The following is a 22,609-nucleotide window of genomic DNA, read 5'->3' as shown; positions in this document are numbered from 1 at the left end:
AGGAATATAGGGAAGCATCATGAAAAAAACTTTGCACATTTTAGGATTTTTCACCGCTTTAAGTTTATCACTCTTCAGCTCAAACAATAGCTTAGCTGGTTCTTTAATCATTGAAGTACCAGACAATCCAGAGCCCAAAACAGAGACCATTACCTATCAGTGTGATACTGAAACAGGTAAAGAGCGCGTAGAGGCAGTTTATCTTAATGCTGACAATATTTCGTTGGTTGATTTCAAATGGAACGGTGATCGTGTCATTGCTGCTAATGTCATCGCGGCAACAGGAGCAAAATTTGCAGGAGCTCAGTACATCTGGTGGGAGAAGAACAAAGAAGTCACGCTTTATGACCTTGCTCAGGATCCAGAAGAAAAAAAACCTATCCTATGTAAAGATGAGTCAACATTATTATTTTAAATAACACGGGAAATATTATGAAAAAAATTTCTTTTACTAAACAATTTTTCATTACGTTAAGTGTGTTCCTCCTCGGTTCAATTAATGCATTAGCAAGTTCTTTAGTCATTGAAGTACCAAATGATCCAGAACCAACAACAGAGACCGTCTTCTATCAATGCGACATGGGAACAAGCAAAGAGCATGTTGAGGCAACTTATCATAATGCTGGCAATATTGCGCTTGTTGATTTAAAATGGAACGGTAAGCGCATCGTTGGTTCTAATGTAATTGCCGCTTCTGGAGGAAAATATGTGGGTGGTCAATACATTTGGTGGGTAACTAAAAATGAAGCCATATTTTACGATCTTATTAATGATCCAAAAGAAGAAAAGCCCATCCACTGTGTAGAAGAAAAAAGCACAGAATAAAGAAGGTTCTTACATTTCAAGAACCGCGCTGGCTCTCATCTCTTGATGTTCCTTCTGACGTGGATGACTTTTCCTCCGTCTGGTGTAATAAAAGAGCCAGCGGTTTTTCTGACTGTTCTTCTGAATGATGTCGATAAGCTGCTGTATGTGAGAGCAACATAGAAGCTACCGGTGCTGTTAAAAATAAAAAAAACATTAGCAACACTTCATGAAAAACAAAATAATGGTCCACAAATATTGAATAAAGAAATGAAGAAATAAGAATACTACCAACGCCCCAACTCGTACATACTGAAAGCATATGCAAACGCTTATAAAAATTGGAAAAACGCACCAAACCTATCGTTGCGATCAATGTCAATCCAGACCCTAATATTAAGAAAACTGTGATAGCAATAGCAACCACAAGCGATATATCATCTTTCATTCAATAATCTCCCCCCGCATAAGAAATTTCGCCAAAGCGATGCTTGAGACAGATCCCAACAATCCAATAATGAGAGCTGCGACAAAATAAGCGGTTGTTCCTGAACGAATATCGAATGTAAGAAACAAAAGAATAGTGCTTATATAAAGGGCATCCAAACCAACAATTCTATCCTGCGCCCGTGGACCACGAATCAACCGAAACAGCGCGAAAATCACCGCTAAACTTAAAAAAAACTGTGAAAAGAAAAGCCCCCAATAAAGAATCACCATACTCATAAAAAAATCTCCAAAAGCAATTGCTCATACCGTTGTTTGATCAACTGTTTGTAATCATATCCATTTTTAAAATTTAAGACATGAAGCAAAAGTTCACCCTTTTTACTATTATAGGCAACCCAAGCAGTTCCAGGGGTTGCCGAAAGGATGCATGCTAAAATAGCCAAAGCAGTGCGATTATGAAGCAGAAGAGGTACTACAATAAAACCAGATTTCTGCTCTCGAGACCTTTTTGTTAAAACAAACCAAGTCACCGAAACATTTGAGAATATAGAATCTATAAATACTCGAAAAACGAGACGAAAAACCGCACTCCAGCTTTTAATAACAGCCTTCTCCGGCTCCAGAAGCCGTATCATCCAACCACAAAACAAAGCGGTTAAAATCCCTAAAAGAAATTGCCCTAAACTAAAACCATTTAAAATAAGCCACATAAGGACAATGACACCACTGAAAAAAGGGGAAGGACAAAAACGATTCATTTACTCACCTCCCTATTTTCGAGAGAAAAATCCGTTAAAACGCTCCCAATATAGTTTTGAGGTTCATACAAAGTCTTAGCAGTTTCAGACATATAATGACTAACAGGACTGGCTACAATTGTTATAAGAAAACACAAAGCAAGGAGAACGGCAATAGGCGCAAATTCTATCACTTGCACACGGGGAATACGCCCTTCAAGAGAAACCCAAAAAGTTCGGATACCCGTTCGTGTCAATGCAATCAAAGCCGCAAAACCAGAGAGAGTGACAAAAACTACAAAAAGCCAATCTTGGTAAACCGGTAGAGAGACAGAAAAATCCTCTCTACTGTGATTTAAAATTGCCATGAACATCATAAATTTAGCAACAAAACCAGAAAAAGGCGGCAATCCAATAATCAAAATGGCACAAATACCAAAACAAGCTCCAAGAATTGCCAAGGTTACCGGAAAATAGATGCCAACTTCATCTTCTTCCTCCTCTTCATCGTCACCATACACCTCCATTGTGACAGCAAGAACATTTGCAGCCACATCTTGACAGCGTTCAACCAACTCTACCAAAAGAAAAAAAGCTCCCAGTGCTAAAGTTGAAGAAACAATATAAAAAAGTGCACCTGCTGTCAGTGCTGCATTGCCGATCCCGATCGCGGCCAACAATGTACCAGAAGAGACAAGGACACTATAAGCTGCCAAACGCACCAAAACTTGGCTTGCCAATACCCCAATAAAACCAACAATCATAGTGGCAAGCCCACCATAAAACAAAACCGTATGACCAAAATGGTTAAAATATTCACTTTCAGAACCAAACCATAGCAACGTTAAACGTAAAATAATATAAATACCCACCTTGCTCAAAAGTGCAAAAGAAGCTCCAACTGGTGCTACTGCTGCACTGTAAGTTGGCACCAACCAAAAATTAAGCGGCCACATACCCGCTTTAAGCAAAAAAGCAATACCTAAAAGTGCAACACCTATTTCGAACAAAACAATATCTGTAGAAGATATATATTTTATTTTAACAGCCAAATCGGCCATATTAAGAGTACCAACGACTCCATAAATGAGCGCTATACCAACTAAAAAAAATAATGAAGCAACAAGATTAACCACGACATAATGCAACCCTGCGCGCACGCGTGTCTGACCAGAACCATGCAAAGCAAGCCCATAGGAAGCTGTTAACATAACTTCAAAAAACACAAATAAATTAAATAAATCACCAGTCAAAAAAGCACCATTTATCCCCACCATAAAAAATTGCATTAGTGACTGAAAATGAGAACCAGCTTTGTACCAATGAGCCCGCGCAAAAACCAACACGCTAGTCATCAACAAGCTGGAAAGTAAAAGCATCATAGCGCTTAAGCGATCAAGGACTAAAACAATTCCAAAAGAAGACGGCCAATTACCAAGTCGATAAACATCGCAAGCCGGTGCTATTTCAAGAGTACGTATAATCAATAAAATAGCAGTAACGACCAACAGTCCCGCAGAAGAAAGACTGATGAATGATTTAAGTCTTGCACGACGTTCATCATAAAAAAGAAGAAGTGCTCCAGTGATTAACGGCAAAAGAATAGGCAAAATAAGGAGATGATGCACTCCTATTTCCATTATTGCACCTCACGTCCATCAACGTGATCAGAACCCGTTAAACCACGTGAAACCAACAAGATAACTAAAAATAAAGCTGTTGTTGCAAAACCAATCACAATTGCAGTTAAAACCAAGGCTTGTGGGAGAGGATCGACATAATTAGCTGGATTAATAACAGGGGTAGGATCAACAATTGGAGCAGCATTACTACGCGGTCTACTCATTGAAAATATAAAAAGATTAACACCATAGGAGATCAAGGACAAACCAAGAATGACTTGAAAAGTACGTGGACGCAAAACAAGCCAAATACCTGATCCGACAAAAACACCGATACCCAAAGAAAGAACAATTTCCATTAATTTTCCTTCTCTTTTAAAATAGGTTTCTTACCGATTCGGTAACTCCGAATTGACTGGTGTGCAAGTGCAATTAAAATGAGAACAGTTGCTCCTAACACAAGAGAAAGCACACCAAAATCAAACAAAAAAGCGGATGCCATGGAAACTTTCCCAATTAACGGAAGATGAATATATCGAAAAAAGGATGTTAAAAAAGGATATCCAAAAAACCAAGAGCCCATCCCCGTTACGACTGACAACAATAAGCCAAAGCCTATCCAACGCAAAGGTAAAACTCTCAAATGCGTTTCCACCCACCGAATATCGCGTGCAAGATATTGTAAAATAAATCCTATTGCCAAAGTAATACCACCGACAAATCCACCTCCTGGCAGATCATGCCCTCGCATGAATAAATAAATAGCAAAAGCGATAATAATCGGAAAGAGCCAACCCATAATAACAGCAGGAACAGCTAAATAATTCAATACTGTATCTCCCACATTTCGATTAGGCTGTGCTATATCAAAGGCTTTCTGGATACGTTGTTGAAAAGGCGCATCAATACTCTCAGGCGCAGGACGAAAACGTCGTAATAGGGCAAAAACAGTAAGGGAAACAACACCCAAAACCACAATTTCTCCCATGGTATCAAAACCACGGAAATCAACCAATAACACATTCACAACATTGCGACCACCAGCATCTGAGTAAGCATGCGTTAGAAAAAAATCAGAAATCGTTGTACCTTGGGGACGTGTCATCACTGCAAAAGAAAGCCATGCTACACCAGCACCTCCTACAAGGGATATGATGAAATCACGGAAACGACGCAAGCGAACCCAAAAACGAACAGCAGCTGGCCCAGGGTCATGCAAACGTTTAGGCAACCACCGTAAACCAAGCAATAATAAAACGACTGTAACAACCTCAACAACCAATTGTGTTATTGCTAAATCAGGAGCAGAAAGCCATAAAAAGGTTGCACAAGTCATCAAACCAGCTCCCCCTAAAAGCATAAGTGAAGCAAGACGATGAAACTTTGCTCGCCAAGCAACTAAAAGCGCACATAATCCGCCAACCAGCCAAAGAGCGAGAAAAGGAATATCAAGTGGAAAAAGCGGTAATGTCCCCACTGGAATGAAACCATCGCACCAAAGTAAAAGACCAACAAAGGCAAAACAGACCCAAAAAATCCAATGCAATTGGATCTGCAAACGGCGTGTTGACAAAGCAGATTCCACCGCACGGGCCCATTTCCAAGAAATAATTACGAGAATGCGTTCAAAAATACGCGGTCCTTTTAAGTGACGGAAAAAAGGAGCCCCATCATCACAGGATAAAAAATAACGATGCCCGACAGCATAGAGCAATCCGCCCCCTAATAATGCAACAAAACTCATCACTAATGGAGTGTTAAACCCATGCCAAACAGCCAAACTATAAGGAATTGTCATTGTTCCTAAAACAGACACGACCGCATTATCTAAAATAGGTCCTATTGTTAAATTAGGAAAAATACCAACCGCTAAACAAATAAACACCAAAAGCTCCATTGGTAAACGCATGAAATGCGGTGGTTCATGGGGAGTCTTGGGTAAATTGTCAGGCTTTTGTCCTAAAAAAACGCCATGAATAAAGCGTATAGAATAGGTCACACTAAACAGACTAGCTAGCGTTGCCACATAAGGCGCAATCCAATCGAGCCATGATTCCATATGCGTTTCAACAGCTTCAGCAAAAAACATCTCTTTCGATAAAAAACCATTCAACAAAGGAACCCCAGCCATCGCTGCACTCGCAACTAAAGCAAGAGTTGCTGTGATAGGCATAGAACGATAAAGCCCTGACAGTTTACGCATATCACGTGTTCCCGTCTCGTGATCAATAATGCCAGCAGCCATAAATAAAGAAGCTTTAAAAGTAGCATGATTGGCCATATGAAAGATTGCCGCAACACATGCAAGTGGACTACCAAGACTTAAAAGTGTTGTAATTAATCCAAGATGACTAATAGTCGAGTACGCAAGCAGTCCTTTCAAGTCTTGCTGAAACATCGAAAAATAAGCACCTAGAAGAAGAGTTGAGAGTCCTGAAAAGCCAACCAGCCAAAACCAAGATTCTGTTCCAGAGAGCACAGGCCATAAACGAACAAGCAAAAACAATCCCGCTTTTACCATTGTTGCCGAATGCAAATAAGCCGATACGGGAGTTGGAGCAGCCATCGCGTTAGGTAGCCAAAAATGAAAGGGAAATTGCGCGCTTTTTGTTAACCCTCCCAATAAAATACAAATAAGGATAGGACTATAAAGAGAACTTGACCGGATCATATCTCCAGACTGTAGCACCTTATCCAAATCAAAACTGCCAACAGTATACCCAATCAATAAAACTCCAATAAAAAGAGCAAAGCCGCCAAAACCTGTGATCGTTAGAGCCATACGCGCACCCTCACGCGCACTTGCATTATGGTACCAATAGCCGATCAGCAAAAAAGAAAAAATACTGGTGAGTTCCCAGAAAACAACCAAAAAGACGAGATTACCTGATAAAACTATTCCTATCATTGATCCCATAAAGGCCAAAAAAAAGGAAAAAAAACGCGGTACAGAATCCGCTGGATCTATGTAATAACGTGAATAAATGACAACAAGCAGCCCAATCCCTGTAATAAGCAAGCAAAAAAGCCACGACAAACCATCTATGCGGAGAATAAAATCGCTTCCCCATTCTGGAAGCCAAGAAATATCTAAACGCACTATGTGGTTTCCGCGAACTTCCGGATAAAGCATTATTGTAAAAATAAGACAGAAAAGTGCGACGACCCCAGCAAACCACGCTTCATTATTTTTTGCTGTCGAACGAAAAAAGCCAATGACAGCACTTCCACCAAAGGGAAGCAAAACGAGCAATACCAACATTGCTTCCCGTGTTGTCATTCTTTAAACTCCATTTTACCTTAATATTTTGTCATCGACAAAACAAAAACTTATATTCTCACCCCCCCATTCCACACTTAATGATAATAAGATTTAATAAAACTTAAAAGCATTTAAATTTTTAAAAAAAACAATGCTTGCATGAAAATACTGCGCACCACACAAGTCTTCTCTTTATTGTAAGAACAATAACGCCCACGACAAGAAGCAATTAAAATTTTATTTAATTTCTATCCTTTAAAAAAGCGGGATAAACACTGCCTACGCCCCCCATGAAAAGGCTGAAAACTATTATCATTTTTATTATAAGAGCGATAACGCGCACGGCAAGATTCAATATGTTGTTTAAGCATCCATGGCTCTTTTTTTTCTAATTTTTCCGAAGAAAACGTTAAAAACACTTTTTTAGCATCTGGTACAACTTTTAATGATGCGCCTTTTGTGCTTAAGTGCGGTGATGTAACAAATGCCACTTCAGGATACCACCAATTATCACTGTATTTACGATAACCACGCCGATAATGACGATAACCTTTGAAACCATTAAGTTCTCTACGCCCCGTAAAAATCAGAGGCACCGAACTATCTAGGACAGAAGTCTGAGTAACCAGTTTGGCTTTAGCGTCACTTCTATTTTGCCCCCAATTAACAAGAGTGGTTGTTATAATGAAAAAACTGCTAACAAATACAAAAGCTAAAGCATAATATAATTTTTTTTTCATACTCATAACAAAAAACTCAACATAATAAACAACAGTAATTACAGAAAGCCTTTCTCTTGCTAGACAGAAACAGATTCTTTTCTTAAGATTCTTTTTTCTTGAGACATTCTGTTACTCTTTGTACTAAACGTTGATCTTGGCAATAAGATCCTTCAAAAAAGAATGAATAAATGATGATAAAAACCCCCTACTATCTTATAGACAAATCGAAACTCATCAAAAACATGCAAACAATTTCTCGTTTACGGGAAATGTCCGGAGCTAAAATTTTACTTGCTTTAAAATGTTTTGCCACATGGAGTGTTTTTGATTTAATGTCTGAGTTCATGGATGGAACCACATCATCATCCCTTTATGAACTACGTTTAGGAAGAGAAAAATTTGGCAAAGAAACCCATGCTTATTCAGTGGCTTGGGCAGATGATGAAATTGATGAAGCCTGTGGTTATGCAGATAAAATCATCTTTAATTCCATCCAACAGCTTCAACGCTTTTCTGATGCAACAAAAACCATTCAAAGAGGTTTAAGGTTAAACCCAGGAATCAGCGCATCAAATTTTGATCTTGCCAACCCCTCTCGCCCTTTTAGCCGCTTAGGAGAAACAAACCAAAGCGCTATCAAAGAAGTTCTGCCTCTTATCAACGGATTGATGATCCATAACAATTGTGAAAATGCTGACTTTAATCTTTTTAACCAAATGCTTGGATATATGGAAGAAAAATTTGCAGAACTTTTTTCTGCTGTTGACTGGATAAGCCTTGGCGGCGGAATCCATTTTACGGCTGAAAATTATCCTCTAGAAGCTTTCGCAAAACGCTTAAAACAATTTTCTAAAACTCATGGTGTCACTCTTTTTCTAGAACCAGGAGAAGCTGCTATTACCAAAAGCACCACATTAGAAGTCAGTGTTCTTGACACATTGTATAATGAAAAGAATCTAGCCATCGTTGATAGCTCAATTGAAGCACATATGCTTGATCTTCTCATTTATCGTGAAAATGCCAAATTAGAACCCAATCTAGGACCACACGAAATTATGATTTGTGGAAAATCTTGTCTTGCCGGCGATATTTTTGGAACATTTCAATTTCAAAAACCTCTTAAAATAGGCGATAGACTGTCTTTTCAGGATGCAGCAGGTTATACAATGGTCAAGAAAAACTGGTTTAATGGCGTTACAATGCCTGCTATTGTTCTCAAAGAGTGCGATGGTACATTAACACTTCAACGCCAATTCAGCTATAACGACTATCAGGAAAGCCTTTCATAAAGATAAACCATAAAAAACGTCATACAACAGTATTAAAAAGGGAGATGGACCTACAATGAAAAAAAATGTTCTCATTATTGGTGCTGGAGGTGTTGCACAAGTTGTTGCACACAAATGTGCTCAAAACAACGATATTCTTGGTGAAATTCATATTGCTTCACGAACACTCAAAAAATGTGAAGCCATCATTGCTTCTATTAAAGAAAAAAACACAATGAAAGAGCAAGGTGTTCTCAAAAGCCATTCGCTCAATGCCATGAATGTAGAAGAAACTATAAAGCTCATCCAAAAGACCAAATGTGAAATTGTCATTAATGTTGGTTCTGCCTTTCTTAATATGTCTGTTCTTTCAGCTTGTATTGAAACAAAATGCGCTTATATCGATACAGCGATTCATGAAGACCCATTGAAAATTTGTGAAACACCTCCTTGGTATGGCAATTATGAATGGCCTCGGCGTCCAGAATGTGAAAAAGCTGGTATAACCGCTATTTTAGGAGCAGGTTTTGACCCAGGTGTAGTGAATGCTTATGCAGCATTAGCGCGCGATGATTATTTTGATAAAATCACAGATATTGATATTATTGATATTAATGCCGGAAATCATGGACGTTGGTTTGCTACAAATTTTGATCCAGAAATTAACTTCCGTGAATTTACAGGACAAGTATGGTCATGGCAAAATAAAAAATGGACTTCCAATAAAATGTTTGAAGTCAGCCATGAATGGGATCTTCCCGTTGTGGGAAAACAAAAAGCCTATATGACAGGACATGATGAAATTCATTCACTTTCCAAAAATCTTGATGTAGAGAATGTCCGTTTCTGGATGGGATTTGGTGATCGTTATATCACTGTTTTTACGGTTCTGAAAAATCTTGGTCTCTTATCTGAACAGCCCATTAAGACAGCAGAAGGACAAGAAGTCGTGCCCTTGAAAGTCGTAAAGGCCGTCTTACCCAACCCTTCCTCTCTCGCCCCAGACTATACAGGAAAAACCTGTATTGGAGATCTTATTAAAGGCGAAAAAGATGGAAACCCGAGAGAAATTTTTATCTATAATATAGCCGATCACAAACAAGCTTTTCATGAAACTGGGGCACAAGGCATTTCCTATACGGCTGGCGTACCAGCAGCCGCAACAGCTCTTCTTATTGCCACAGGTGAATGGGATGTTAAAACTATGGTCAATGTGGAAGAATTACCACCCCACCCTTTCCTTAAATATCTTGATCATATGGGGCTTCCCACTTTTATAAGAGAACAACAAGAGGATAAAAAATTACAATTTTAATACCTATAGAAAGCATATGCTTGATTTTTTAAGTTATCACAAAACTGCCCAATGAAAACAAACTTAATATTCTCGTGTAATTATGGTTTTCAAAAAAATTTTAGCTATTCGTTATATTTTGGCAACATTGCGATTTCTTAACAACCCTAAAGAAGAGACATAGCATCTTTTTAAGACATAGCGAGCAATGATCAAGAAAAACAGAGAAGAAAAACTAATTTAATCACACTGTATAACTTGTCATTATCATCAAAAAGATAGTGTCATAAACAAAAGATATAAAAATACCGCTCTTTTAAAGAAGAGCGGTATTTTGTAGAATATTCAATCCCTCCCCCCTCTTCATCTTAAATGACAAAGATCCTTAACCCACACCAATCATTAAACAATTCAATTTCTTTGGGTGAATTCCTCTTGGCTTCTCTCTTCATATGATTCACCATCATATACAACATGTTGATTTATAACGCTGAATACTGTAAAATTCTCTTAATCACAAACTCTCTCACATTGAAGCAATTAAAATCTTTTGTCTGCACATCACAAACAAAACGAGCGTGTGAGGTAAAATGATAAAAGAACAGAATAAAAATTCTCTTATGAAAACTCTCAAATAATAAAGAGCTTTAGCAATATTGAGAACTGAAAAAGTGTATTATAATACCAGCGTGTACTTTTACTAAACATAAAGATTATAGTGCACAATAGGTCTTATAACAGTTTGAATGAATTTCATATATTTCAAGAGGAACTTTACAGCTATACCATTCATGAACACCATCGCGAAGTAGATTTAAGCATTTTGAGAGATGTTTTCTTAACACAAAGCACGCAGATAGGCTCAGAATCCTATCTTAAATATTTTATAACAGTATAAAAACTACCCCATATATAAAACTTTACATAGACTAAACACCACCGCTCTAAACGATAGTGCACAACAGAATAATCAATCAAAACTGCACAACAGATATCTAAAACATTAACTATCGAAAAGCATACAACAAATGGAACATTTCAATACAATTGGTTATATTCTTTTTTTAAGTTTTAAAATGTTGTTGCATGCTTCACAAATATTTTCTGCCCCCCGTACCTTTTAAAATTTACTTTTTAAAAGCTTTTTAAATATGAAGTGGTTTAGCAAATGTTGCCAAAGCTGCCTCACGCACGGCTTCTGATAAGGTAGGATGTGCATGGCAACAACGTCCCAGATCTTCTGATGAACCTCCAAATTCCATTAAAACTGCAATTTCATGGATCATTTCACCAGCACCAAATCCAAGAATATGCCCCCCTAATACCCGATCTGTTTTTTTATCAGAAAGGATTTTAACGAACCCATCACTCTTTTGCATTGCACGTGCACGACCATTAGCCATAAAAGGAAATTTGCCAACATTATATTCAATACCAGCAGTTTTTAGCTCTTCTTCTGTCCTTCCTACACTCGCAATTTCCGGCTGTGTATAAACAACACTAGGAATAACATCAAAATTAACATGCCCTTTTTGACCTGCCAAAATTTCTGCCACAGCAACGCCTTCTTCCTCTGCTTTATGTGCTAGCATTGGTCCTTTTACGACATCACCAATCGCATAAATTCCTGGAACATTCGTCTGCCAATGAGCATCAATTGCAATAAATCCGCGTTCATCTAACTGAACACCAGCCTCTTGTAATCCAAGCCCCTCTGTATAAGGAGAACGTCCAGTAGCAATAAGCACAACATCAGCCTCTAAAGTTTCAGATTCACCACCTTTGACAGATTCAAAGCTCACCTGAGCAGTTGAGCCAGATTGTGTAACAGCTGTTACCTTTGCACCCGTTTTATATTCAATCCCCTGTTTTTCCATTAATTTCTGAAATTGCCGTGAAACTTCACCATCCATTGAGCCCAAAACTTTATTAAGATACTCAATAATGGTCACCTTAGCACCTAAACGGCTCCAAACTGATCCAAGTTCTGAACCAATGACACCAGCACCTACTACAATCATATGCGTTGGTACTTTTTCAAGTGAAAGAGCTCCCGTAGAAGAAACAATAGTCTTTTCATCAATTTCAACATTCACCCCTGGAATGCCTGAACTCTCTGAACCGGTAGCAATAATAATATTTTTTGTCTCAATTGTTTGTTTATTACCATCTCTGGCAACAACTTCCACATGACCCGCACTCAAAATTTTGGCTGTCCCAAAAAAAGTATCAACTTTATTTTTTTTCATCAAAAAAGAAACACCACTCGTATTGGCTGTCACCACAGCTTTCTTATGAACCATCATTTGTTCAAGATTAAGCTTAGATTTACCAATAGAAATACCAAGCGTTTCAAAACCATGCTGGGTTTCAGAAAACACTTCTGAAGCATGCAGCAACGCTTTAGAAGGAATACAACCAACGTTGAGACATGTTCCTCCTAATGTTGTACGCTTTTCAATAATTGCTACTTTAAGTCCCAGTTGCGCCGCTTTTATTGCTGCTACATAACCACCTGGACCCGCTCCGATCACAGCCACATCATAAGACATCCGTTTCTCCTTTCATCCTGAAAACTGTATTTTACAAATCAAGAACAAGGCGTTCCGGATCTTCTAAGCTTTCCTTAACACGCACAAGGAAAGTCACAGCTTCTTGCCCATCCACAATACGGTGATCATAAGAAAGCGCTAAATACATCATGGGGCGGATCACAACTTGACCCTCAACAACCATTGCTCGCTCTTTAATCGCATGCATTCCCAAAATACCAGATTGTGGTGCATTCAAAATCGGTGTTGACATCAACGATCCATACACACCACCATTGGTAATGGTAAAAGTTCCGCCCTGCATATCAGAAACGGCTAATTTTCCATCACGCGCAAGACGCCCCAAACGACCAATCTCTTTTTCAATCTCTGCCAATGACATTTGATCTGCATCTCGCACCACTGGAACAACAAGCCCTTTATCCGTTCCAACAGCAATTCCAACATTAACATAGTTTTTGTAAACAATATCTGTCCCATCAATCTCTGCATTAACAGCAGGAAGTTCTTTTAATGCATGACAAACAGCCTTGGTAAAAAAACCCATAAAACCAAGTTTAACACCATGTTTCTTTTCAAAAAGATCCTTATAACGCTTGCGCAAATCCATCACTGCTGACATATCAACCTCATTAAATGTGGTTAACATTGCTGCTACATTTTGTGCATCTTTAAGACGGCGAGCAATTGTTTGACGCAATTTCGTCATACGAACCCGCTCTTCACGTGTTTCTTGGACAGGAGTTGCCGAAGAACTCGTCGCAGAAGAAGAGGGTGTAGGAGCATTTGTACTTTGTTTTAATCCACCAAGAACATCTTCTTTAAGAATTTGTCCACGTTTTCCAGAACCTGAAATATCGCTTTTTGCAACATTATTTTCAGCCATCAATTTTGCTGCTGAAGGAGAAGGAGGCATTGCACTGCTCAAAGCAGGCTTCTCCGATTCAGATGAAGCCGCTGGAACAAGTGTAGCAGAAGGTGAAAGTGATTGGGAGATACCAGCTTCTCCAGCCTTCACCACTCCTAAAAGAGCATTTACTTCAACCGTATCGCCTTCTTTTGCAATGATTTCAGATAATTTCCCAGCAACAGGAGAAGGAACTTCAACGGTTACCTTATCAGTTTCTAATTCAACCAAAGGCTCATCCATAGCGACAGCTTCGCCAAGTTTTTTAAACCATTTGCCAACCGTTGCTTCGGTAACCGATTCGCCCAAAGTAGGAACACGAATTTCAGTAGTCATAATATTTTTCCATACATCAGAGTAGTAATAAATTAAGAACCTAACGCGTCTTTAAGAAACGCAGCCAGTTGTTCAAGGTGTTTCACCATTAACCCAGAGGCCGGTGACGCACTCGCAGGACGTCCTGCATAACGAGCACGTGAATATTGCGCATTAATATGCGTCAAAACCCATTCCAAATAAGGCTCAATAAATGACCAAGCCCCCATGTTTTTTGGTTCCTCTTGGCACCAAAAAACTTCCGCCTGCAAAAAGCGCGATAATACATTCACCAAAACTTTTGCAGGGAAAGGATAAAGCTGTTCAACACGAAGGAGGTAAACATCATCAATACCCCTTTTTTCACGTTCTTCATAAAGGTCGTAATAAACCTTACCAGTACAAAGAACGACACGGCGAATCTTATTATCTTTTTGCAACTTAATGACAGAATCTTTGAGACATTCTGCATCATCAAGCAACACACGACAAAAACTTGTTTCTGGCCCCATTTCATTGAGAAAAGAAACAGCTCGCTTATGACGTAAAAGTGATTTCGGTGTCATCAAAATCAATGGCTTCCGGAAATCACGCTTAATTTGTCGACGCAAAATATGAAAATAATTTGCAGGGGTTGTACAATTAGCAACCTGCATATTATCTTCCGCACAAAGTTGAAGAAACCGTTCTAAACGTGCAGAAGAATGCTCCGGCCCTTGCCCTTCAAAACCATGAGGCAATAAACACACAAGACCAGACATACGAAGCCACTTACGCTCTGCGGATGAAATAAATTGATCAAAAATGACCTGTGCACCATTAGAAAAATCACCAAATTGTGCTTCCCAAAGTGTTAATCCTCGTGGTTCAGCAAGAGAATATCCATATTCAAAACCAAGAACAGCTTCTTCAGAAAGCATAGAATTAACAACATCATAAAGCGCTTGCCCCTTTTGTAAATGATTCAAAGGAATATAACGCGCCTCATTTTCTTGGTCATAAAGAACTGAATGACGTTGTGAAAAAGTTCCCCGTTCAACATCTTCACCGGAAAGACGAACCGGTGCTCCTTCCAAACAAAGTGAACCAAAAGCTAAAGCTTCAGCAGTTGCCCAGTCAACACCCTCACCGGTTTCAAAAATTTTAGCACGATTATTTAAAAAACGTTGAATGGTTTTGTGAACGTGAAAATCTGCCGGAATTTCAACAATTTTCTGACCAATTTCCTTTAAAGTTTTTAATTCAACACCAGTTGTTCTAGAATGCTGCTCATCAGAACTACTAAAAGCTTTGAGTCCCGTCCAGCTTCCATCAAGCCAATCAGCCTTATTAGGTTTATAAGAAGCACTTGCTTCAAGTTCACCTTCAAGCTTATCGCGCCATAATTTTTTTTGTTGCTCAATCTCTTCTGAAGTAACCATTCCTTCTGCTACCAATTGGTCACTATAAAGTTGAAGTGTTGTTTTATGATTACGTATTGCTTTATACATAAGCGGCTGCGTAAAGGAAGGTTCATCACCTTCATTATGCCCATAACGGCGATAACAAAACATATCAATAACCACTGGTTTATGGAAAATCTGGCGAAACTCTGTTGCTATTTTGGCAACAAAAACAACTGCCTCAGGATCATCACCATTCACATGGAAAATTGGTGCGTCAATCATTTTTGCGACATCTGATGGATAAGGCGAAGAACGTGAAAAACGTGGAGATGTTGTAAAACCAATCTGGTTATTGATAATAACATGAAGTGAGCCTGCAACACGATAACCTTTAAGACCTGAAAGACCAAAAGTTTCTTGGATAACGCCTTGTCCTGCAAAAGCGGCATCACCATGAATAAGCAATGGCATCACTTTTGAACGCTCACTTAATGGGAGTAAATCAGTATGCGCATGTCCCATAAGTTGATCTTGTTTAGCACGTGCTTTTCCCATAACAACCGGATCAACAATCTCAAGATGAGATGGATTGGCCAACAGCGATAAATGAACTTTTTTACCATCAAAGTCCAGATCAGCGGTAGTTCCCAAATGATATTTGACATCACCGGATCCCTCCACATCATCAGGCTTGTAAGATCCCCCTTTGAATTCATGAAAAATAGCCCTATGCGGTTTGGCAAGAACTTGTGAAAGAACATTTAAACGACCACGATGGGCCATCCCTAAAATAACTTCCCTAACCCCCAAAGCACTACCACATTTGATAATCTGCTCAAGAGCGGGAATCAACGCCTCACCACCATCGAGTCCAAAACGCTTTGTGCCTTTATATTTAGTGTCTAAAAACTGTTCGAATCCCTCTGCCTGAATAAGCTTATTCAGAATAGCTTTCTTGTCTTGGTGTGTGAAAGAATTTTTTTTATCTCGCCCTTCAATGCGTTCTTGAAGCCATACTTTCTGAACCGGATCAGAAACATGCATATATTCCACACCGATTGTTGAACAATAGGTACGATTGAGAATCTCAAGCATTTGCGGAATAGTTGCATATTCCAACCCTAAAACATTATCAATAAAAATGGGACGCTCGTAATCAGCTGGAGTAAAACCATACGCTTCTGGAGAAAGTTCCTTATAATCTTCTTGTTTTTCGGCCAATTGAAGAGGGTCAAGTTGCGCATGAAGATGTCCCCGTTCTCGAAACGCACGAATCATCATAATTGCATGAACGGAATCACGTGTTGCACGAATAATATCTTGTTCACTGGAAGTTTTTCCCTTTTGTGCAGCACCTGTTATTGCTTTTTCCTTTAATTTATCGCCAAAATATTTTTCAAGAGAAGACCAATCACCATCAAGAGCAGAAATCAATTCACCCTCTGCTTTTAATGGCCAATGATCACGCTGCCATGTTGCTCCTTCAGCATTTTTAAGAACATCCTCTTTATTATCATGAAGTCCTTCAAAAAAAGCACGCCACTGTGAATCAACACTGGTAGGATCTTTTTCATATTGAGCATAAAGTTGATCTATATAATCCGCATTCCCACCATAAAGAAATGATGTCTGTGCAAAAAGGCTATTTATTTCGTCCTGCCTTGCCATATACTTCTCCGGAACATTTATTCCGTCTCCTTATATCTCTTTTTGACCTTTAAATGCTTACAAACAAGCAGTGATTCGAACATTCAAAAAAGTTTTACCTTTTTATACTCAAGTTTTCTCACCTGAATCTAAGAACCTTTTCTTATTCAGGTGAAACTTTCTTTTAGCCTTTCAAAACTGACATCAAAGTCTTACCTATCTGTGATGGCGAAGAAGACACACGAATCCCTGCTGATTCCATTGCCGCAATTTTATCTTCTGCTCCACCTTTACCACCAGAAATAACAGCACCAGCATGTCCCATTGTACGTCCTGGAGGAGCCGTACGGCCAGCAATAAAGCCAACAACTGGCTTTTTTCGACCTTTTCTTGCTTCATCTTGCAAAAACTGTGCTGCTTCTTCTTCAGCAGAACCACCAATCTCACCAATCATAACAATAGACTCGGTTTCATCATCCGCTAAAAACATTTCCAACACATCAATAAATTCAGTGCCCTTAACAGGATCGCCACCAATCCCTATAGCAGTTGTTTGTCCGAGACCTTCCTGACTCGTTTGAAAAACGGCTTCATAAGTTAAAGTTCCCGACCTCGAGACAACCCCAACAGAACCTTTTCTAAAAATAGAACCAGGCATAATACCAATTTTACATTCATTTGGTGTAAGAATACCGGGACAATTAGGACCAATAAGACGAGACTTTGAGTTTTCTAATCGCGCCTTCACTTTAACCATATCCATAACGGGAATACCTTCCGTAATACAGATAATTAAACGAACTTCAGCTTCTATAGCCTCTATAATAGCTGCCGCAGCCCCTGCAGGAGGAACATAAATAACGGAAGCATCTGCACCTGTTTTTTCTTTTGCTTCTGCAACATTAGCGAAAATAGGAAGAGTTTCGCCTTTTAAACCTTCCCATGTTTCTCCACCCTTTTTAGGATTAACGCCACCAACCATTTGCGTACCATGATAAGCAAGTGCCTGTTCTGTATGAAATGTTCCTGTTTTTCCTGTAAGCCCTTGAACTAGAACTTTTGTCTCTTTATTCACAAGAATTGACATAGCTTAAGCTCCCTTCACGGCTGCAACAATTTTTTGGGCAGCATCATCTAAATCATCAGCAGGAATAACATTCAAACCACTCTCATTGATAATTGCTTTACCTTGCTCAACATTAGTACCTTCAAGACGAACAACCAAGGGAACCTTTAAACCAACCTCACGAACAGCAGCAACCACACCTTCAGCAATGACATCACAACGCATAATACCACCAAAAATGTTAACTAAAATGCCCTTAACATTTGGATCGGCCGTAATAATTTTAAAAGCAGCTGTCACCTTTTCTTTTGATGCTCCACCACCAACATCCAAAAAATTCGCTGGCTCTGCTCCATAAAGCTTAATGATATCCATTGTTGCCATAGCAAGCCCAGCACCATTAACCATGCAACCAATCGTACCCTCAAGAGCAACATAAGCAAGATCATGCTTTGATGCTTCTATTTCCTTTGGATCTTCTTCTGAAAGATCGCGCAATTCTAAAATATCTGGATGACGAAACAGAGCATTATTATCAAAAGAAACTTTCGCATCAAGAACACGCAAGTGACCATCTTTCATCACAATAAGCGGATTGATTTCTAAAAGGCTCATATCTTTTTCACAAAATGCCTTATAGAGAATCGAAAAAAGCTTTTCACCATCTTCTCGCGCACTACTTTGTAGTTTCAACGCATCACAAAGTCTTGCACAATCAGCTGAAGTAACACCCTCTACAGCATCAATGGGAAGCGTGAATATTTTTTCTGGTGTCTCTTCAGCAACCGTTTCAATATCCATTCCACCTTCTGTTGAAACAACAAAAGCAATTCGACCAACGCTACGATCAACCAAAAGTGAAAGATAAAGCTCCCGTTCAATATCGGCACCATCTTCAATATAAAGGCGGTTGACCTGCTTACCCTCTGGACCAGTTTGTTTGGTTACCAAAGTTTTTCCAAGCATTTCTTGAACATTTGCAACAACTTCTTCAACAGATTGTGCAAGCCGAACACCACCCTTTGCATCAGGACCAAGTTCTTTAAACTTACCCTTACCACGACCACCAGCGTGTATCTGACTTTTAACCACATAGAGAGGTCCGGGCAATTTTTCCGCCCATTTTTCAGCTTGCTCTACAGAATAAACAGCGACACCATTTGCAATTGGTGCTCCATATTCATGAAGCAGACGTTTGGCCTGATACTCATGGATATTCATGCATTTGTCCTTTTCTTTTATGGATCTTATTAATCCTAAAGTTTTAACATTCTAAATACTTATTTTAATGAATTAAATCTTGTTCAATTTACTTGAGACTAGGTACAAGAGCAATACAAGCTTCACAAAGCTTTTTAACCGCATTTACTGAATGATCAAAAGCACCTCTTTCTTCTTTGTCAAGATCAATTTCAATGACTCGTTCAACACCACCTGCACCAAGTACAACAGGTACCCCAACATAGGTATCATTAACCCCATATTCTCCTGAAAGATAAGCTGCAACAGGCACAACACGCTTAGTATCCTTTAGATAGGCCTCAGCCATAGAAACAGCAGAAGCTGCTGGTGCATAATAAGCAGAACCTGTTTTTAACAAACCAACAATCTCTGCACCGCCATCACGGGTACGCTGGATAATTTGATCAATTCTTTCCTGTGTTGTCCAGCCCATCTTTATAAGATCAGGCAAAGAAATACCACCAACTGTTGAATAACGCACGAGAGGAACCATTGTATCACCGTGCCCCCCTAAAACAAACGCTGTCACATCTCTAATAGAGACCTTAAATTCCTCAGATAAAAAATGACGAAAACGCGCTGAATCAAGAACACCAGCCATACCAACTACTTTATGTGTAGGGAGACCTGAAAATTTCTGCAATGCCCACACCATCGCATCAAGGGGATTGGTAATACAAATAACAAACGCTGAAGAAGCGTATTTTTTAATTCCAGCTCCAACTTGTTCCATAACCTTTAAATTAATGCCCAAAAGTTCATCACGGCTCATACCAGGTTTTCGCGCAACACCTGCTGTTACAATAACAACATCAGCATCTTCAATTGCTTCATAAGCATTAGCACCTTTTAGACTGATATCAAAACCATCAACGGGAGAAGATTCGGCGATATCTAGAGCCTTACCTTGTGGCACACCTTCTGTAATATCAAATAAGACCACATCAGCAAGCTCTTTAAGCCCAATAATATGTGCTAAAGTACCACCAATCATACCTGAACCAATGAGAGCTATTTTTTTCCGTGCCATTTTATTTTTTCCTAACTTTTAGATCATTCAGCGCACACCCAATCAACGTCCGTATACTGAATATTTTTGACTTCAACCATATTCAAACAATATCATAAAAAGGAGTAAAGAAATGAAATTTACAAATTTATCTCCTTACAGAAACAACAACCCTCCGCTGAAACAACTATTAGAAAATTATCACGATGTATCGATAAAGTGAATTTAAAAAAAATACAACAGAATTATTATATTTCTTTAATTTCAAAAAGTTATTGTTTTGACAGTTTACGTAAAGGTAAAAGTATAATCAATGCTTCTTCTTCAAAAGAAAATGTTCTTCCCAAAGTTTTAAATAATCGTAGCTTTGCATTTCGAAAAGACGTGATTGTGTTCTTTGAAATTCAAATGTTTCCGTAATCTGCGCATGCCCTTTATACAAATCCCCTATCCCTGCGGCTGCCGACATAAACAACCGTATATGCCGCTCATAAAGAATATCAATAAGCAAAATAAACCGTTTTGTTTCATTGCGACATGTATCATCCATGACCGGTACATTATCAATAAAAATCGTATGATAATGCTCTCCTAATAACAAATATTCAGCCGCGGCCAAAGGTTTTGCACATAAATCCCCATAATCAAAACGAGCACATCCTGCACCAAAGCGCGGAATAGGAATAAAGCGCCCTTTTATAGAAAGCTCATCAGACATCTCCTTATGTCCTTGCAATACAAGTGCCCATGCTTGATCCATATATTCATTTGCTTGGACCCCCAACGGCGATACATACATCTGTTGTAGATTTGATTTTTCAAGGCGATAATCTGTTTTTGCATCAAGATTAACAACACGAACATATGCTTTCAAAACTTGAATAAAAGGTAAAAAGAGCTCACGATTCAAACCGTTACAATAAAGGTTATCCGGCGCCACATTTGAAGTCGCAATAAAGAAAATTCCTTTATCAAACAGAGCAGAAATAAGCCGCCCCAATACCATAGCATCAGCAATATCCGTTACACTAAACTCATCAAAACAAAGTACTTTTGCTTCTCGTGCAAGATCTTTAGCAACAGCTAAAATAGGATTATCTTGTTTAAATTTTGTACACCCAGATGCTTGACGATAAGAATTAATACGCTCATGCACATCAGCCATAAAATCATTAAAATGGGCACGCTTTTTATGAACTTTAGGCAAACAAGAAAAGAACAAATCCATCAGCATGGTTTTGCCCCGTCCTACTTCACCATAAATATACAGTCCCTGAAAAAAAACTGTTTCATCTCCTTGTTTTACAACGCAAGAAATATTTTGTTTTTTCCTTTTAAATATTCTGTTAAAGAAAGAGCAAAATATCCAAGGCAAAGAATGAGAGATATTTTGTTCCGCAATTTTTTTTAATAAATGATCAAAATATTCTGTTATAGCTAATTGAGCGGGATCAAAACAAACCTCTCCTTTAGCGACAAGCTCCTTATAACGTGTTGAAACGAGAATCATCCAAAAAACCTTTTTCAAACCGACCTCAATGAAAAATACAAATACTTTTCAAGAATCTGTCCGTCTAGTTTAGTTTGTCATAAACGATCAAAAATGATTTAACGACTTAAAATAACGGGATGATCATCAAGTGTACGTCCCTCAAAACGATCAACATTTGAAGAATAAAGAACGAGGATAACACGTCCAGAGTTATTATAAAAATATAATCTTTTTCCTTTAACAGCCCACGATCTCACTTGGGAAACAATTCCTGGACAGTGTAAAGGACCAGCACGGTACCCTTGTCCAAACTTTGTTTGTGGAGTTGCAATCCGGCAAACTTTTCCTCCCATAGAAAGATTCCATACCCCAGCAATACTTGCAGGAAATAAATCAGTGGCATTGCTTGGCAATTCGAGACTAGCCATTCGTCCATCGCTCTGAGAATCTCCTTTTTCATACATCGGAGCGTTTGCATCTTCAGATATCGACGAAGAAGTAGACGACAGATCAGACGCTTCTAATATTGTCATTTTTTGAGATGGATAAAAAACTTCTAATGCGTTACCATCGTCATTACCATCAAACCGTGTTGTTGAACACCCCCCTAAAAACATTACAGTTGATAGTGCAACGAAAAACGAAACTTTTGAAAACGCCATGTCTGTACTCTCTCCCACGACAATAAATAAGTTCACAAAAAAATTAAGCGAATATTTGTTATAGTTACAAAGATAAATTAACAAATTAAAAAAAACAGGTTAAAATCACTTATTTTAAAAGAAATAATTTATGTACCCAATTTTATATTTATTAAACACTAGAAATTTATAAT

At 38.7% G+C, this 22,609-nt stretch carries 19 protein-coding genes; 4 read left to right on the top strand and 15 right to left on the bottom strand.

The annotated features are described in order from the left end of the window. Positions 1–19 precede the first annotated feature (19 nt). Both ACFIO5_RS00890 and ACFIO5_RS00885 read left to right on the top strand, forming a co-directional pair. On the top strand, positions 20–415 hold the full coding sequence (locus ACFIO5_RS00890) for an MliC family protein (RefSeq protein ID WP_375617422.1): 396 nt from the start codon (positions 20–22) through the stop codon (positions 413–415). A gap of 17 nt (positions 416–432) precedes the next feature. Beyond that, positions 433–825, top strand: a complete 393-nt coding sequence (locus tag ACFIO5_RS00885) for an MliC family protein (RefSeq protein ID WP_375636430.1) — start codon at positions 433–435, stop codon at positions 823–825. A 16-nt stretch (positions 826–841) separates the two neighbouring features. Here ACFIO5_RS00885 and mnhG read toward each other — a convergent pair whose 3' ends face one another. The 7 genes from mnhG to ACFIO5_RS00850 form a co-directional block, all read right to left on the bottom strand. Beyond that, positions 842–1,252 carry a monovalent cation/H(+) antiporter subunit G gene (mnhG, locus tag ACFIO5_RS00880; RefSeq protein ID WP_375633619.1) on the bottom strand — a complete coding sequence of 137 codons (411 nt, stop codon included), beginning with the start codon at positions 1,250–1,252 and terminating at the stop codon, positions 842–844. Beyond that, positions 1,249–1,530: a K+/H+ antiporter subunit F gene (locus ACFIO5_RS00875; RefSeq protein ID WP_375633620.1), complete on the bottom strand. Its 282-nt coding sequence runs from the start codon at positions 1,528–1,530 to the stop codon at positions 1,249–1,251. The genes mnhG and ACFIO5_RS00875 overlap by 4 nt, the downstream gene beginning before the upstream one ends. Beyond that, positions 1,527–2,012: a Na+/H+ antiporter subunit E gene (locus ACFIO5_RS00870; RefSeq protein WP_375617425.1), complete on the bottom strand. Its 486-nt coding sequence runs from the start codon at positions 2,010–2,012 to the stop codon at positions 1,527–1,529. Before ACFIO5_RS00870 ends, ACFIO5_RS00875 begins: the two co-directional genes overlap by 4 nt. Beyond that, entirely contained in the window at positions 2,009–3,631 is a 1,623-nt protein-coding gene (locus ACFIO5_RS00865; RefSeq protein WP_375633621.1) for a monovalent cation/H+ antiporter subunit D, read from the bottom strand. Before ACFIO5_RS00865 ends, ACFIO5_RS00870 begins: the two co-directional genes overlap by 4 nt. After that, positions 3,631–3,972 carry a Na+/H+ antiporter subunit C gene (locus tag ACFIO5_RS00860; protein WP_375617427.1) on the bottom strand — a complete coding sequence of 114 codons (342 nt, stop codon included), beginning with the start codon at positions 3,970–3,972 and terminating at the stop codon, positions 3,631–3,633. Before ACFIO5_RS00860 ends, ACFIO5_RS00865 begins: the two co-directional genes overlap by 1 nt. Continuing rightward, complete coding sequence (locus ACFIO5_RS00855; protein WP_375633932.1) at positions 3,972–6,893, bottom strand: monovalent cation/H+ antiporter subunit A; 2,922 nt, start codon at positions 6,891–6,893, stop codon at positions 3,972–3,974. The genes ACFIO5_RS00860 and ACFIO5_RS00855 overlap by 1 nt, the downstream gene beginning before the upstream one ends. Positions 6,894–7,123: 230 nt before the next feature. Then, positions 7,124–7,621: a BA14K family protein gene (locus ACFIO5_RS00850; RefSeq protein WP_375633623.1), complete on the bottom strand. Its 498-nt coding sequence runs from the start codon at positions 7,619–7,621 to the stop codon at positions 7,124–7,126. A gap of 167 nt (positions 7,622–7,788) precedes the next feature. Here ACFIO5_RS00850 and ACFIO5_RS00845 point away from each other — a divergent pair, with 167 nt between their 5' ends. Together ACFIO5_RS00845 and ACFIO5_RS00840 are read left to right on the top strand one after the other, a co-directional pair. Continuing rightward, on the top strand, positions 7,789–8,886 hold the full coding sequence (locus tag ACFIO5_RS00845) for a carboxynorspermidine decarboxylase (protein WP_375633736.1): 1,098 nt from the start codon (positions 7,789–7,791) through the stop codon (positions 8,884–8,886). A gap of 55 nt (positions 8,887–8,941) precedes the next feature. Further along, on the top strand, positions 8,942–10,180 hold the full coding sequence (locus ACFIO5_RS00840; protein ID WP_375633624.1) for a saccharopine dehydrogenase family protein: 1,239 nt from the start codon (positions 8,942–8,944) through the stop codon (positions 10,178–10,180). Positions 10,181–11,304: 1,124 nt separating this feature from the next. On the opposite strand, the gene lpdA is transcribed toward ACFIO5_RS00840, so the two are convergent. The 8 genes from lpdA to ACFIO5_RS00800 all read right to left on the bottom strand — a co-directional run bounded on the left by lpdA (position 11,305) and on the right by ACFIO5_RS00800 (position 22,436). Next, the gene (gene lpdA / locus ACFIO5_RS00835; RefSeq protein WP_375611323.1) at positions 11,305–12,711 is read right to left on the bottom strand and encodes a dihydrolipoyl dehydrogenase; all 1,407 of its coding nucleotides are present in this window, start codon (positions 12,709–12,711) and stop codon (positions 11,305–11,307) included. A gap of 31 nt (positions 12,712–12,742) precedes the next feature. Further along, a complete protein-coding gene (gene odhB / locus ACFIO5_RS00830; RefSeq protein WP_375606076.1) occupies positions 12,743–13,954 on the bottom strand; it encodes a 2-oxoglutarate dehydrogenase complex dihydrolipoyllysine-residue succinyltransferase in 1,212 nt (403 codons plus the stop codon). 32 nt (positions 13,955–13,986) lie between these two features. Continuing rightward, the gene (locus tag ACFIO5_RS00825; RefSeq protein WP_375633940.1) at positions 13,987–16,986 is read right to left on the bottom strand and encodes a 2-oxoglutarate dehydrogenase E1 component; all 3,000 of its coding nucleotides are present in this window, start codon (positions 16,984–16,986) and stop codon (positions 13,987–13,989) included. A 163-nt stretch (positions 16,987–17,149) separates the two neighbouring features. Further along, positions 17,150–18,052, bottom strand: coding sequence for a succinate--CoA ligase subunit alpha (gene sucD / locus ACFIO5_RS00820; RefSeq protein WP_375633942.1), 903 nt, complete (start codon positions 18,050–18,052; stop codon positions 17,150–17,152). Positions 18,053–18,055: 3 nt separating this feature from the next. Continuing rightward, on the bottom strand, positions 18,056–19,252 hold the full coding sequence (sucC, locus tag ACFIO5_RS00815; protein WP_375633629.1) for an ADP-forming succinate--CoA ligase subunit beta: 1,197 nt from the start codon (positions 19,250–19,252) through the stop codon (positions 18,056–18,058). 88 nt (positions 19,253–19,340) lie between these two features. Next, positions 19,341–20,303: a malate dehydrogenase gene (gene mdh / locus ACFIO5_RS00810; RefSeq protein WP_375617436.1), complete on the bottom strand. Its 963-nt coding sequence runs from the start codon at positions 20,301–20,303 to the stop codon at positions 19,341–19,343. Between the two features lie 289 nt (positions 20,304–20,592). After that, positions 20,593–21,792 (bottom strand): cell division protein ZapE, encoded by a 1,200-nt coding sequence (zapE, locus tag ACFIO5_RS00805; RefSeq protein ID WP_375633630.1) that lies wholly within the window; start codon positions 21,790–21,792, stop codon positions 20,593–20,595. A 98-nt stretch (positions 21,793–21,890) separates the two neighbouring features. Further along, positions 21,891–22,436, bottom strand: coding sequence for an AprI/Inh family metalloprotease inhibitor (locus ACFIO5_RS00800; protein WP_375633631.1), 546 nt, complete (start codon positions 22,434–22,436; stop codon positions 21,891–21,893). Positions 22,437–22,609 lie beyond the last annotated feature (173 nt).

The organism is Bartonella sp. AA86SXKL (assembly GCF_042196885.1).
The sequence above is the reverse complement of the archived record's forward strand: the minus strand, read 5'-3'. Positions and strand labels throughout refer to the sequence as shown.